The organism is Streptomyces resistomycificus, assembly GCF_001514265.1.
Lineage (GTDB): Bacteria > Actinomycetota > Actinomycetes > Streptomycetales > Streptomycetaceae > Streptomyces > Streptomyces resistomycificus.
Window position 1 is genome coordinate 649,936 of sequence record NZ_KQ948992.1, and the last position, 13,883, is coordinate 663,818.

Sequence of the window (13,883 nt, forward strand, 5' to 3'; positions counted from 1 at the left end):
CCGTCAGGCCGTCGGCCGCCCCATCGCCCGGTACGTCCAGCCGGCCTTCCGCCACAGCGCCGGGTCGAGGGCGTTGCGCCCGTCCAGGATCAGCCGGGTCGCCGCGACCTCGCCGAGCGCGGCCGGGTCCAGCTCGCGGAACTCGCGCCACTCGGTGAGGTGGAGTACGACGTCGGCGCCCCGGACCGCGTCCACGGCGGAGTCGGCGTACCCGAGCGTCGGGAACAGCCGGCGGGCGTTGGCCATGCCCTTCGGGTCGTACACCGTGACCTGGCCGCCCTGGAGATGGATCTGCCCGGCGACGTTCAGCGCGGGCGAGTCGCGCACGTCGTCCGAGTCGGGCTTGAAGGTGGCGCCGAGCACCGCGACCCGCTTGCCCAGGAAGGACCCGCCGCCCAGCACCTGCCGGGTCAGCTCCACCATCTGACCGCGCTGGCGCATGTTGATCGAGTCGATCTCCCGCAGGAAGGTCAGCGCCTGGTCGGCCCCCAGCTCACCGGCCCGGGCCATGAAGGCGCGGATGTCCTTCGGCAGACAGCCGCCGCCGAAGCCGATGCCCGCCCGCAGGAACTTCTTGCCGATCCGGTCGTCGTAGCCGATCGCCTCGGCCAGCTTCGCGACATCGCCGTCGGCGGCCTCGCACACCTCCGCCATCGCGTTGATGAAGGAGATCTTGGTGGCCAGGAAGGAGTTCGCGGACGTCTTCACCAGCTCGGCGGTCGGGAAGTCGGTGACCACGAACGGCGTGCTCTCCGAGAGCGGGGTGGCGTACACCTGGCGCAGCAGCTTCTCGGCCCGCTCGCTGCGCACGCCGACCACGATCCGGTCCGGGTGCAGCGTGTCCTGGACCGCGAAGCCCTCGCGCAGGAACTCCGGGTTCCAGGCCAGCTCGGCGCCCTCGCCGGCCGGGGAGTTCTCCACCAGGTAGCGGGCCAGCCGGTCCGCGGAGCCCACCGGCACGGTCGACTTGCCCACCACCAGGGTGGGGCCGGTCAGGTGCGGCGCGAGCGCGGCGAACGCGGAGTCGACGTACGACATGTCGCAGGCGTACTCGCCGTGCCGCTGCGGGGTGTTCACGCAGACGAAGTGGACGTCGCCGAACGCCGCCACCTCGGCGAAGTCCATGGTGAAGCGCAGCCGCCCGCTCGACCCCTCGATACCGGCGACGTGCTTGCGCAGCAGGTCGTCGAGACCTGGCTCGTACATCGGGACCTCGCCCCGCTGGAGCATCTCGATCTTCTCCGGCACGACGTCCAGCCCCAGCACCTCGAACCCGAGCTCGGCCATGGCGGCGGCGTGCGTGGCGCCGAGGTAGCCGGTGCCGATCACGGTGATCTTGAGGCTCATGTGGTGCTCCAGGGGGGACGGCCGTGGGGGTGCGTCGGGTGCGCGGGAAGAGCATAGTCGGGGCATGGGAGAGGCCTTTGGCGGGCAACTTTCCCGCTGTCGCCAAACTCACGTACGCACGGCCGTGGGCAGGCCTCTAAAATTCGAGTTACTTAACGGTAATTAGCGCCAGCACCGCAGCGTCTTTGGAGCGTGAGAGACCTTGGCCGGATCGGCTGACTTCGACCTGTACCGCCCGTCCGAGGAGCACGACATGCTCCGTGACGCGATCCGTTCGCTGGCCGAGGCGAAGATCGCGCCGTACGCGGCCGCGGTCGACGAGGAGGCCCGCTTCCCGCAGGAGGCTCTCGACGCCCTCGTTGCCAACGACCTGCACGCCGTCCACGTACCCGAGGAGTACGGCGGCGCTGGTGCCGACGCCCTGGCCACGGTGATCGTCATCGAGGAGGTCGCGCGCGCCTGCGTCTCCTCCTCCCTGATCCCCGCCGTGAACAAGCTGGGCTCCCTGCCGGTGATCCTGTCCGGCTCGGAGGACCTGAAGAAGAAGTACCTCGCGCCGCTGGCCAAGGGCGACGCGATGTTCTCGTACGCGCTCTCCGAGCCGGACGCGGGTTCGGACGCGGCGGGCATGAAGACGAAGGCGGTCCGCGACGGCGACCACTACGTGCTGAACGGCGTGAAGCGCTGGATCACCAACGCGGGCGTCTCCGAGTACTACACGGTGATGGCGGTCACCGACCCGACCAAGCGCTCCAAGGGCATCTCGGCCTTCGTGGTCGAGAAGTCGGACGAGGGCGTCTCCTTCGGCGCCCCGGAGAAGAAGCTCGGCATCAAGGGCTCCCCGACCCGCGAGGTCTACCTCGACAACGTCCGCATCCCGGCCGACCGCATGATCGGCGAGGAGGGCACCGGCTTCGCCACGGCGATGAAGACCCTGGACCACACCCGCATCACCATCGCCGCCCAGGCCCTCGGTGTCGCCCAGGGCGCCCTCGACTACGCCAAGGGCTATGTCCAGGAGCGCAAGCAGTTCGGCAAGCCGATCGCCGACTTCCAGGGCATCCAGTTCATGCTCGCCGACATGGCCATGAAGGTCGAGGCCGCCCGCCAGCTCACGTACGCGGCGGCCGCCAAGTCGGAGCGCGGTGACAAGGACCTCACCTTCCAGGGCGCCGCCGCCAAGTGCTTCGCCTCCGACGTGGCCATGGAGGTCACCACGGACGCGGTCCAGCTGCTCGGTGGCTACGGCTACACGCGGGACTACCCGGTGGAGCGCATGATGCGCGACGCGAAGATCACGCAGATCTACGAGGGCACGAACCAGGTCCAGCGGATCGTCATGGCGCGCAACCTGCCGTAACCGACGCTCCGGCCCGGCCGGCACGACTGAGGGCGCCCGCTTCGTGGGTGCCCTCACGCGTTCCGGCCGGGCCGGCGACCTCAGTCCTCGAACCCCTCCGCCGCCCGCCGCTCCCGCAGCTCCATGATCGCCCGGCGTCGCGCCAGCCGGTGGGTGCGACGGATCTGGGCCTCCTGGCAGCGCCGCTTGTCGCGCTCGGTCTCCGGAAGCACCGGCGGCACCCGGCGCGGCTTGCCGTCGGCGTCCACGGCGGCGAAGACGAGGTAGGCGGAGCCGACCTGGGTGGCCGGGGCGGACTCGTTCCAGCGCTCGGCCAGGACCCGCACACCGACCTCCATCGAGGTCCGGCCGGTCCAGTTGACCTGGGCCTTCACATGGACGAGGTCGCCGACGCGGACCGGCTCCAGAAACGCCATCTCGTCCATGGACGCGGTGACGGCGGGCCCGCCGCTGTGCCGTCCGGCCACGGCACCGGCCGCGTCGTCGACCAGCTTCATGATCACGCCACCGTGCACGGTGCCCAGAAGGTTCGTGTCGTTGTGGGTCATGATGTGGCTGAGCGTGGTCCGGGACGCGGAGGTCGGCTTGCCCGGGATATCCGGAGTCTCCGGGTCCGCGACTGAGGCCTGTTCTGTCATGGCCTCCACCTTATGCCGAGGCGACAACCCGGGAATTTGTGTCAGCTTGGCAACAGCGGTGCCCTTATTTTCCGACGAACCTTGAAAGGTACATAGCCCTGCCCTGCACACTGGGGCCCATGAGTGATTGGCCCGAGGGATGGTCCGGCGACAACCGCGGCGACCGGTACGGACGCGGCAGCGCGGGCGCGCAGCCCGAGAGCGCCCGCGTGATGCGGCAGGTCCGGCGCGGCCGGCCGGCTCCGCCCGGGCAGCAGGGCGCCTACGGCAACCAGGCGCCGCCGTACGGCGGCGTCCCGCAGCAGCCGTCCTACGTCAACGGCGGTGACGACACCGCCTACGACAACGGGTACGACAGCGGCTACAACACCGGCCAGGTCTACGGCGGCGGCCCCGGCGGCCCGGTGGGCGGCGGCACCGGCGGTCCGCGCCCCGCGCCGAACTGGCGTCGCCGGATCAAGGTGACCACGATCACCGTGGTGACCCTGCTGGTCGTGACGAGCGTCGCCACCTATTTCTGGGCCGACTCCAAGCTCAACCGCGAGGTCGACCTGTCCAAGGTCATCGACCGGCCGGAGACGGGCGAGGGCACGAACTACCTGATCGTCGGCTCCGACAGCCGGGCCGGCATGTCCGCCGAGGAGAAGAAGAAGCTGCACACCGGGTCCGCCGAGGGCAAGCGCACGGACTCGATGATGATCCTGCACACGGGCGGCAACGGCGACACCCTGATCTCCCTGCCGCGTGACTCGGACGTCGAGATCCCCACGTTCAAGGGCTCCGACTCCGGCAAGACCTACCCGGGCACGGGCCGGCACGTGAAGCTGAACGCGGCCTACGCCGAGGACGGCCCCGAGCTGCTGGTGCGGACCGTGGAGTTCAACACCGGTCTGCACATCGACCACTACGTGGAGATCGGCTTCGCCGGCTTCGCGAACATCGTGGACGCGGTCGGCGGGGTCGAGATGGACATCCCGCAGGACATCAAGGACACCAAGTCCGGCGCGGACTTCAAGAAGGGCAAGCAGACCCTGAACGGCGAGGAGGCTCTCGCCTTCGTCCGCACCCGGTACGCGCTGGCGGGCTCCGACCTGGACCGTACGAAGAACCAGCAGAAGTTCCTCGCGGCCCTCGCCAACCAGGTAGCCACCCCGAGCACGGTCCTCAACCCCTTCAAGCTGTACCCGACGATGGGCGCGGGCCTGGACTCGCTGATCGTCGACAAGGACATGGGCCTGTACGACCTGGCCACCATGTTCTGGGCGATGAAGAGCGTCAACGGCGGTGACGGCAAGTCGATGAACATGCCGATCTCCGGCTCCAGCAACGGCAACCTCGTCTGGGATAAGGCCAAGCTGAAGACGCTGGTGGAGCAGCTCAAGAACGACGAGAAGGTCACGGTGTCCTCGTGAGCGACGGCCCTGGCAGAGCACCCTTCGACGCGGTGCTCTGCGACGTCGACAACGTGATCCGCTTCTACGACTCCTCCCGGCTGCACGCTCTCGAGCGGGCCGCCGGGCTGGCCGAGGGCACCACCATGAAGGTCGCCTTCGCCCCCGAGCGGGACCTCCCTCTCCTGCTCGGGCGGATCGACGCCCAGGAGTGGGTCCGCTCGATCGCCGAGACCCTCACCGGACAGGTCCCCGAGCCGACGGCCTGGGAGCTGGGCGCGGCCCTCCTGGAGTCCCCGTTCCACGCGAACGACGAGGTCGTCGCCCTGCTCCGCCGGGCCCGCGTCCACGTCCCCCTCGTCCTGGTGACCAACGCCACCCTCCGCCTGGAGGACGACCTCACCTCCCTGGGGCTCGCCGACCTCGCCGACCACGTGGTCAGCAGCGCCCGGGTCGGCCTCGCCAAGCCGGATCCCTGCATCTACCGGCTCGCCGCGTCCCTGGCCGCCGTACGTCCGGACCGCTGTCTGTTCGTCGACGACTCCGAGGAGAACGTCGAGGCGGCGGCAGCCGAGGGCATGCTGCCGGTCCACTTCCGCGGCGCGGGCGACCTGGCACGGGCGCTGGAGCCGCTGTTCCCCTAAGCGGATCGAGGGCACCCCAGGGGTGCCCTCGAAGCGTCAGGCGTCAGCCTTCGGTGGTCGGCCGGGTCACATCGTGGCGCCGGCCATCGCGCGGCAGGTCTGCGCGCAGCGGCGGCAGGCCGCGGCGCAGGCCGTCATCTGCGGGTCGTCGGGCATGGACATGCAGGCCTCGGCGCACATGTCGCAGGCCCTGGCGCACAGGGCGCACATCTCGGCCGAGAGGGACGAGCGGCGCATCATCATGTCCGAGCACATGCGGGTCGTCTCGGAGCAGTCGATGAGGGCGCGCATGATCTGCATCTGGGCCTGGCCGCCCATCTGCATACAGGAGCTCATCGTCTCCTCGCATGCGCTGTGACAGGACATGCACGCCTCGACGCAGTCCTGCATTTCCTTGCTGAGTGGGGTCGCGGTGGGCTGCTGCATGGTTCCTCCTCCGGTGGCGGGAACCGCGGGACCGGCTCCCGCCCTTCCGTCCTACGCCTGTCGGCCCGCCTCCGCCACGGGGCGGAGCGGAGGAATCCGCCCCGCCCGCCCCCGAACGCCTACGGGCACAGCGCCTCGTCGCCCCGCAGCACCCCGAACTCGCCCTGCGCGGGATCCACCGCCCGCACCTTGCGCACCTCCCGGAAGTCCGCCCCGGCGATCACCTTCAGCGTCGCGCCCTGCCCCTCGACGGCCCGCAGCTCGCTGCCCGGCAGCGCGGCCGCCAGGGACTTCGCGGAGCGGTCCCAGCGCGGGTCGTAGGCGACGACCGTGCGCTTCAGGGTGCGGTCGGCGGCGTTCACCGGTAGCCGCGTGGTGGCGAAGCCCGTCGCGGCGAGGGCCGCGTCCACCCGCCTGCCGAGGCCGGGGGTCGCCGTGCCGTTCTCCACCTGGACCCGGATCTGCTGCGGGGCCACGTCCACGCGCAGCGCCTGGTTCCGCGGCTTGGGCGCGGACAGCGGCTTGTCGTCGCGCAGGGCCTTGAAGAGACGGCCCGCCTTACGGGCGTCCCACTTCAGCGTGGAACCGACGCCCTCGACGGCGTATCCCATCTGCCCGATCGGCACGGTCGTGAACTCGGAGGAGGAGGGGGAGAAGTTGCGCATCGCCCGCCCGAGGTCGAGCAGCTCGCCCGTGCCGAACTCCTTGTCGGCCCGCACCGAGCCCAGCACCGCCCGGGTGATGTCCCGGAACTTCATCGGGTTCAGCAGGATTCCGGAGGACGTGGTGCGGTCGACCAGCGCGGCCAGGAACCGCTGCTGGCGCTGCATCCGACCGAGGTCGGAGGCCCCGTCGACGTGCCGGGCGCGGACGTACTGCAGGGCCTGCCCGCCTCGGAGGGTGTGGGTGCCGGTCGCGAGGTCGAGACCGGTGTACGTGTCCTTCAGCGGCTCGGCGGTGCAGATCTTGACCCCGCCGATCACGTCCACCGTCTTCATGAAGCTGGTGAAGTCGACCTCCAGATAGTGGTCGATCTTCACGCGGGTCATGCTCTCCACGGTGCGCACGGTGAGGTTCGGCCCGCCCTCCGCGTACGCCGCGTTCAGCTTGAGGGGGTGCCCGCGGTGCCGCTTCCCGGTCGTCCGGTCGGTGTGCGAGGGCGTCATCGCGTACGAGTCGCGCGGCAGGCTCACCACGCTCGCCCGCTCCCGGTCCTCCGAGATGTGCACGATCATCATCGTGTCGGTGCAGTGGCAGGGGGCGCCGCCGAGCCGGTACTTCCGCCGCTCGGCCTCGGTGATCCGGTCGCGGCCGTCGGTGCCGACGAGCAGCACGTTCATGCCGTGGCCGGCCTGCGGGCGGTTCTTCATGTCCTTGAAGGGATCGACCCGGGCGATGTCCGCGTCCAGGCTGGTCACCACCGCGTGGCCGATCCCGGCCGAGGCGAGCACGACCACCGACAGCGTGGTCACCGCCCGCATGGCCCAGCGCGGCTTCTTCCGTCGTACGAGGGACCGCGACGGCCCGGGCGGCTGCGGGCGGCGCCGGGGACGGTCGACGGGGGAGCGGGGCGGCGTGGGCATGGGGGACACCTCCGCTGGGGCCGGACGTGGGATCTTGAGCACCGTAGGCCCATACGATCTGCTGTCCGGTGCACCACCCGGGCGGGGCGCACTCGTGTCCCCCGTTCGCGGTAACGTTTGCCGTCTATGAACGCCAAGCCCGACGTGCAGCTCCCCGCCGTGTCTGTGATCATGCCCGTCCTCAACGAGGAACGGCACCTGCGCGGAGCCGTCCAAGCGATCCTCGAGCAGGAGTACGCCGGCGAGATGGAGGTCGTGATCGCCCTCGGTCCCTCCACGGACCGTACGGACGAGATCGCCGCCGAGCTCGTGAGCGAAGACCCCCGCGTCCACACCGTCCCGAACCCGACCGGTCGCACGCCGGCCGCCCTCAACGCCGCGATCAAGGCCTCCCGCCACCCGGTCGTCGTCCGCGTCGACGGCCACGGCATGCTTTCGCCGAACTACATCACCACCGCCGTACGGCTCCTGGAGGAGACCGGCGCGCAGAACGTCGGCGGCATCATGCACGCCGAGGGTGAGAACGACTGGGAGCACGCGGTCGCCGCCGCCATGACCTCGAAGATCGGGGTCGGCAACGCCGCCTTCCACACCGGCGGCGCGGCCCAGCAGGCCGAGACCGTCTACCTCGGTGTCTTCAGGCGCGAGGCCCTGGAACAACAGGGCGGGTACAACGTGGAGTTCATCCGCGCCCAGGACTGGGAGCTCAACTTCCGGATCCGCGAGGCAGGCGGCCTCATCTGGTTCTCGCCCGAGCTGAAGGTGTCGTACCGCCCGAGGCCCTCGGTCAAGGCCCTCGCCAAGCAGTACAAGGACTACGGCCGCTGGCGGCACGTCGTCGCCCGCTACCACGAGGGCTCCATCAACCTGCGCTACCTCGCCCCGCCGACCGCGGTGTGCGCGATCGCGGCGGGCCTCGTGGTGGGCGCGGCGCTGACGCCCTGGGGCTTCGTGATCCCGGGCGGCTACCTCGCGGCGATCGTCCTCGGGTCCCTGCCCGCCGGCAAGGGGCTGCCGCTGAAGGCACGGCTGCAGATCCCCGTCGCCCTCGCCACCATGCACATGTCGTGGGGGTGGGGCTTCCTGACCAGCCCCCGTTCGCTCGCCCGCAAGGTGATCGCGAGCCGGCGCCCCGCGGTGCACGCGGACGCCGGCACGCACTAGCGGGTCCGCCGGCCGTCAGGACCAGGTGAACCCCGGGCTCACATGCATGCAGGCGTCCGTGTCGGCGCCGTTGAGGGCCTCGGCGGACTCGGGGGTCGTGTCGTCCTCCGTGGGCGCCTTGTAGGCCGTCCCGGTACGCCAGTCGGCGCCGACGACGAGCGTGACCCCGGACACGTCCGTCGACCGCTCCACCGAGCTCGCCGGTATCCCCAGGGCCTCGGCGACGCGCCGCGCGTCGCCCGCCAGCTCGGCGCTCGGGTAGCGGACGACCGTACGCTCCTCGCTCAGCGCCGACGCGGTGTCCGCGGTGGCCCTGGTGAAGCCCTCCTCGGCCAGCAGCCCGGCCACCGTGCTCGCACGTCCGCCCGCCACGCCCAGCGTGTCGGTGCGGGTGCCGTTCTGGACGAGGATCCCGATCCTGTCGTCGTCGGCGGCGGGGTCGCCGGACGCGGTCGCCGACGGGCTCGGGGCCGCCTTCCTCTCGTCCTTGCCGTCCAGCGCGATGTCCTCCCGCACCAGCCGGAACAGCTTCCGGGCGTCCTCGGTGGGCTCGACGCGGGCACCGACGTACCGGTTGGGCATCGTGGTCATGGTGATGCGCTCCGGCTCGACCTTGCGCAGCTCGTCGCTGAGGTCGTAGAGCTTCTTGACGGTGTCGAGGCCCGGGTCGACCGTCAGCGCCTCGGTGGCCTTCTCGGCGAGCCTGCGCAGCTTGTTCGGGCTGCTGAGGGTGGCGTTCTCGCGCAGCGTCCGGACCATCGAGTTCATGTACATGTGCTGGGCCTTGGAGCGGGCGAGGTCACTGCCGTCCTCGAAGCCGTAGCGGGTGCGCAGCCACTGCAGGGCCTGCTCGCCCTTCACCGAGGTGGTGCCCTTCTTCAGCTTCAGACCGGAGCCGTGGCCCTGGCTGTCGCGGGAGAGGATGTTGGCGTCCACGCACACCGGGACCCCGCCGACGGCGTCCGCCATGGACACCACGCCCGCGAAGTCGACCATCACGAAGTGGTCGATGTGGATGCCGGTGAGCTCCTGCCAGGTGGCCACCGTGCAGCCGGGCCCGCCGTGGCCGAGGCTCTGGTTGGTCATGACACGGCCCTCGCTCGCCGGGTACACCTCGTCGTCGTCCGGGTCGGTGCACTTCGGGATCTTCACCAGGGTGTCGCGGGGCATGCTGACGACCGACATGTTGGAGCGGTCGGCGGACAGGTGCACCAGCATCTGCACGTCCGCGAGCGGCTTGGAGCCGAACGTCTCGCGGGCGCCGCCCAGTTGCTGGTTCTCCTCGGTGTCGCGGGCGTCGGAGCCGATGAGCAGGATGTTCAGCGGGGTCTGTCCGGCGGCGTTCGGCGTCGGTTCGGCGACCTTGTTGTCGCCCAGGTTCAGCTCCTCCTGCCGGATGTTGTCGTTCAGGTGCCGGTAGTAGAGGTACCCGGCGGTGGCCGCGCCCATGGTCAGCACGGCGAGGGACACGGTGAACCAGCGCAGCAGCCCGTTCCCGCGAGGCACCCGGCTCCCGCCGCGCCGTCCCGCAGCGGCACCGGCGTCACCCCCACCGGCCCCGCCGACCTCTCTGGTGGCCCGTTCGACCTCCCGAACACTGTTCCGCGTCACTGCCCGTCCTCCGCCCTTTTCCCCACCCGGTTCGCCCTCTTCAGGCCATGACACGGGCCCGCCGTACGTCCTGGAGACATACGACGGGCCCGTGAGGTTGCTCTACGGCCTCAAACGGTTGCTAGCTCGCGCACTGGACCTCGTCGGCGGTGGACTTCGGCACGTCCGGCGTCTTCGCCGAGGCTGCGTCGAGCGGCACGCCCGCGCCCTTGAAGTCCTCGCCCAGGATCAGCGTCATCGTCGGCAGGCCCTGCGCGTTGGCCACGCTCTCGCCCGGCTTCATCGCCGAGCCGGACAGCCCCATGATGTCGGCCAGCCGACGGGCCTGGTCGGCCTGGTCGGGCGCGTACTCGAGGGTCGTCTTCGCCTGGTCGGCGTCCGCGTTGCCCGCGTTCTCGGACTTGGTGACGCCCGCGCTGTTCTGCAGCCAGTCCAGCTGCTGCTGCGCGCTGCCGGAGGCGGCACCCCCGTTGAAGACACGCACCCGCACCTCGGAGGCGTCGGCCTTGGTGCCCTTGAGCCGGGCGGCCACGGCGGCCGCCTCCTTCTTCTTCTGCGCCTTGACCTCGGTGAACGAGATGTCGTTCTTGATCATGTCGAACACCTGGGGCGCGGTCGCCTCGTCGACGACCACCGTCGCCTTGATCTTCTCGGCGGGGTTGTCCCGCACCGGGATCGTGGTGAAGGTGATGTTCTTCGGCGGCACCTTCTTCAGCTCCAGGGCCACGTCCTTGAGCGTGTTGACGTCTCCGAGGGCGGAGTCGACGGTCAGCGCCTCGGTGGCCGCCTCGGCCAGCTTCAGCAGCTTCCTGGGACTGGTGAGGGTGTCACCGGAGGACATCTTGCGCATCAGCGAGCCCAGGAACTGCTGCTGCACCTTGATGCGGTCGAGGTCGCCCTGGTTGCCGAAGCTGTGCCGGGTGCGCAGGAAGGCGAGGGCCTGCTCGCCCTCGACCGTGGACTCGCCCTTCGGAAGGACGAGCTTCGACTCCTTGTCGTTGACGGCCTTGGTCACACAGACCTCCACGCCGTCCACCGCCGACGTCAGCGTCTTGACGGCGTTGAAGTCGGCCATCATGAAGTGGTCCGGCGCGATGCCGGTGGCCTCCTTCACCGTGCGCATGGTGCAGCCCGCGTCCCGGCCGCCCTCCCCGAGGCTCCGGTTGAAGCGCACCCCCTGCAGGGCCGCCACGGTCACCTTGCTGCCGTCGTCCTTGGTCGCCGTGCACTCGGGGATGTCGACGATCAGGTCGCGCGGGATGCTGAGCGCGGTCGCGTTCGTGCGGTCCTTGGACACGTGCAGCAGGATCGTGGTGTCGGCGTGGCCGGCGCTGCCCTTGTCGCCGTAGCCCTCGTTGCCCTCGCCGGTGCGCTTGTCGGTGCCGACGACGAGGATGTTGAAGGCCTCGTCCTTCCTGAAGTTGCTGGCGCCCGCGTCACCGACGTCCGTCGTCCTGACGTTGCCCTCGAGGTGCTTGAGGTAGAAGTAACCCGCGCCCGCGGTGGCCACCAGGACGAACGCCATGGTGCCGCCGGTCCACAACAGGGCCTTCTTCGCCCCGGACTTCTTCTTGGCCGGCCGGCGTCCGCGCCTGCCCGGCAACGGCTCCTCGGGGTCGGGAGCGGGTGTGCGTCTGCGCGGTGGCGGGACGTCGCGGCCCGGCGCCGTGGGTGGCGCCGTACGGCCGCCACGGGGCTGGGGAACGGTCCGGCGCGGCGCTGAGGGCGTCAACCGCAGTTCGTATTCACCGGTGTTCGGATTGAGTACCCACTGGTCTGCGGGGTCGATGTGCTCCGCCCGCCCACGGCCTGGTGCGTCCAAGGTTGTCCGAATCCTTCGTCAGGGCCACACGGCGCCTACCCCACTCGATCGCTCACACTATCCGCACGATTCGGCGACGAGTGGCCCCATGACGAATATCCGCGCCCCTACAACCGGGCAATCCCTCCTATTTCTTTGTGTTTTTTTGGGAGAAGTTCGAAAGAGGGCTCGAAAAACGGGTGCGCCAGGCCGGTTCGACTACCAGCGGTAGGGCTTGTAGACGTCCATGCACTGTTCGGTGTCCGAGCCGTTGATGGCGTCGGAGTTGCCCGGGAGGTCGCCGGCCTTCGGGGTCTCCTGCTTCGGGTAGCCGGTGCCGCTGCGCCAGTCGGCGCCGACCACGACGGTGACGCCGGAGACGTCCGTCGACTTCTGCACCGAACTCGTCGGGATCCCGAGGGACTTGGCCACCGCCCGGGCGTCGCCCGCGAGTTCGGCGCTCGGGTAGCGCACGAGGGTCCGCGCCTCCGCGAGCGCCGCCGTGGTGTCCGTAGTCGCCTTGGTGAACCCCTTGCCCACCAGCGCCCGGGCGATGTCACTCGCCCGGCCGCTGACCGGGCCGAGGGTGTCGGAGCGGGTGGCGTTCTGCACCAGGACGCCGATCTCGCCCTTCGCCGCGGCCGGATCGTCGGTGGCCTGGTCGGAGCCGGTCGTGCTCGCCGTCTGCGTGGCCTTCGTCTTCGCGCTCTCGCCGCCCTTGTCGTCGAACGGCACGTCGTCGCGGAGCATCGCCCACATCTTCTCGGCGTCGGCCCCGGCCGGCAGCAGGTGGTTGGCGTCCTCGGGATCCTCGACGGTCGGCATCGTCGTCATGGTGATGCGGTTGGTGGGCACCGTCTTGAGCTGCATGCCGAGGTCGTACAGCTCCTTGACCGAGGCGATCTCCTCGGAGACCTTCAGGGACTTGGTGGCCGCCTCGGCCAGGCCCATCAGCCGACCGCCGTCGGTGAAGACGTTCTGGTCCTTCAGCGTGCGGATCATCGAGTTCATGTACATGTGCTGGGCCCGGGCCCGCAGCGGGTCGCTGCCCCAGGCGTGCCGGGTACGCAGCCACTGCAGGGCCTGCTCCCCCTTGACCTTCTTCGAGCCGGCCTTCATCTTCAGGCCGGAGCCGCCGGGCACGCGGGGCAGCGGGCGGTCCCACACGTTCTGGTTCACACAGACCTCGACGCCGCCGATGGCGTCCGCCATGCTCACCACGCCCGCGAAGTCGATCGTCATCCAGTGGTCGATGTAGACCCCGGTGAGGTTCTCCCAGGTGGTCAGCGTGCAGCCGGCTCCGCCGCGGCCCAGCGTGGTGTTGATGATGTCGTTGGTCGCCGCGTAGGTCTTGCCGGTGTCCGGGTCCTTGCACGCCGGGATGTCGACCCGGGTGTCACGCGGGATGCTCACCACCGCGGCGCTCTTGCGGTCCGCGGAGAGGTGGATCAGCATCTGCACGTCGGCCAGCGGCGGGTTGTCGCGGGTGTCCTTGCCGCCGCCGAGTGCCACGTTCGCGTCCGAGCTGCGGCTGTCGGAGCCGAGCATCAGGATGTTCAGCGGCGTCTGCCCGGCCGCGTTCGGCTCGGTCCTGCGCGCCTTGGAGTCGCCACCGCTGCGCTCGCCCTTCTGGATGTTGCCGTTGAGGTGCTGGTAGTAGAGGTATCCGGCGCCGGCCGTCCCCAGTATCAGCACCGCGAGACTCGTCGCCGACCAGCGCAGCACCCGGTGTTTGCGTCTGGGCCGCCGTCGGCTGCGCCGGCCGCCGTGCCCGCCGTCCCCGCCCCGCGAGGGGCCGCCGGGTCTGCCGGAGCCGCCCCCGTCGTCCCCACGACGGTCGCCCTCCCGCCCCGGCTCACTCGCGCGCCGGACACCCGGCCGCGTTCCCTCCCCGTGCACACTGCTGTGCGTCATCCCC

General features: G+C 70.3%; 11 protein-coding genes. 4 read left to right on the forward strand and 7 right to left on the reverse strand.

Annotated elements, in window-relative coordinates:
- Window positions 1-3: 3 nt before the first annotated feature.
- Entirely contained in the window at window positions 4-1,347 is a 1,344-nt protein-coding gene (locus AQJ84_RS21145) for a UDP-glucose dehydrogenase family protein (RefSeq protein WP_030044430.1), read from the reverse strand.
- Between the two features lie 202 nt (window positions 1,348-1,549).
- Between AQJ84_RS21145 and AQJ84_RS21150 the strand changes: the two genes are divergently transcribed.
- Complete coding sequence (locus AQJ84_RS21150; protein WP_030044431.1) at window positions 1,550-2,707, forward strand: acyl-CoA dehydrogenase; 1,158 nt, start codon at window positions 1,550-1,552, stop codon at window positions 2,705-2,707.
- Between the two features lie 80 nt (window positions 2,708-2,787).
- On the opposite strand, the gene AQJ84_RS21155 is transcribed toward AQJ84_RS21150, so the two are convergent.
- On the reverse strand, window positions 2,788-3,345 hold the full coding sequence (locus tag AQJ84_RS21155) for an acyl-CoA thioesterase (protein WP_030044432.1): 558 nt from the start codon (window positions 3,343-3,345) through the stop codon (window positions 2,788-2,790).
- A 119-nt stretch (window positions 3,346-3,464) separates the two neighbouring features.
- Here AQJ84_RS21155 and AQJ84_RS21160 point away from each other — a divergent pair, with 119 nt between their 5' ends.
- Together AQJ84_RS21160 and AQJ84_RS21165 are read left to right on the forward strand one after the other, a co-directional pair.
- The gene (locus tag AQJ84_RS21160; RefSeq protein ID WP_053191352.1) at window positions 3,465-4,757 is read left to right on the forward strand and encodes an LCP family protein; all 1,293 of its coding nucleotides are present in this window, start codon (window positions 3,465-3,467) and stop codon (window positions 4,755-4,757) included.
- Window positions 4,754-5,380, forward strand: a complete 627-nt coding sequence (locus AQJ84_RS21165; RefSeq protein WP_053191354.1) for an HAD family hydrolase — start codon at window positions 4,754-4,756, stop codon at window positions 5,378-5,380. Before AQJ84_RS21160 ends, AQJ84_RS21165 begins: the two co-directional genes overlap by 4 nt.
- A 66-nt stretch (window positions 5,381-5,446) precedes the next feature.
- On the opposite strand, the gene AQJ84_RS21170 is transcribed toward AQJ84_RS21165, so the two are convergent.
- Window positions 5,447-5,806 carry a ferredoxin gene (locus AQJ84_RS21170; protein WP_030044435.1) on the reverse strand — a complete coding sequence of 120 codons (360 nt, stop codon included), beginning with the start codon at window positions 5,804-5,806 and terminating at the stop codon, window positions 5,447-5,449.
- A 119-nt stretch (window positions 5,807-5,925) separates the two neighbouring features.
- A complete protein-coding gene (locus AQJ84_RS21175; protein ID WP_079022660.1) occupies window positions 5,926-7,389 on the reverse strand; it encodes an LCP family protein in 1,464 nt (487 codons plus the stop codon).
- A 126-nt stretch (window positions 7,390-7,515) separates the two neighbouring features.
- Between AQJ84_RS21175 and AQJ84_RS21180 the strand changes: the two genes are divergently transcribed.
- Complete coding sequence (locus AQJ84_RS21180; RefSeq protein ID WP_030044438.1) at window positions 7,516-8,553, forward strand: glycosyltransferase family 2 protein; 1,038 nt, start codon at window positions 7,516-7,518, stop codon at window positions 8,551-8,553.
- A 15-nt stretch (window positions 8,554-8,568) separates the two neighbouring features.
- Here the strand turns inward: AQJ84_RS21180 and AQJ84_RS21185 are convergent, their stop codons facing one another.
- The 3 genes from AQJ84_RS21185 to AQJ84_RS21195 form a co-directional block, all read right to left on the reverse strand.
- A complete protein-coding gene (locus AQJ84_RS21185) occupies window positions 8,569-10,059 on the reverse strand; it encodes an LCP family protein (protein WP_051870227.1) in 1,491 nt (496 codons plus the stop codon).
- A gap of 226 nt (window positions 10,060-10,285) precedes the next feature.
- Entirely contained in the window at window positions 10,286-11,986 is a 1,701-nt protein-coding gene (locus AQJ84_RS21190) for an LCP family protein (RefSeq protein WP_079022661.1), read from the reverse strand.
- A 198-nt stretch (window positions 11,987-12,184) separates the two neighbouring features.
- Window positions 12,185-13,879, reverse strand: a complete 1,695-nt coding sequence (locus AQJ84_RS21195) for an LCP family protein (protein ID WP_198536315.1) — start codon at window positions 13,877-13,879, stop codon at window positions 12,185-12,187.
- Between the last annotated feature and the right edge of the window lie 4 nt (window positions 13,880-13,883).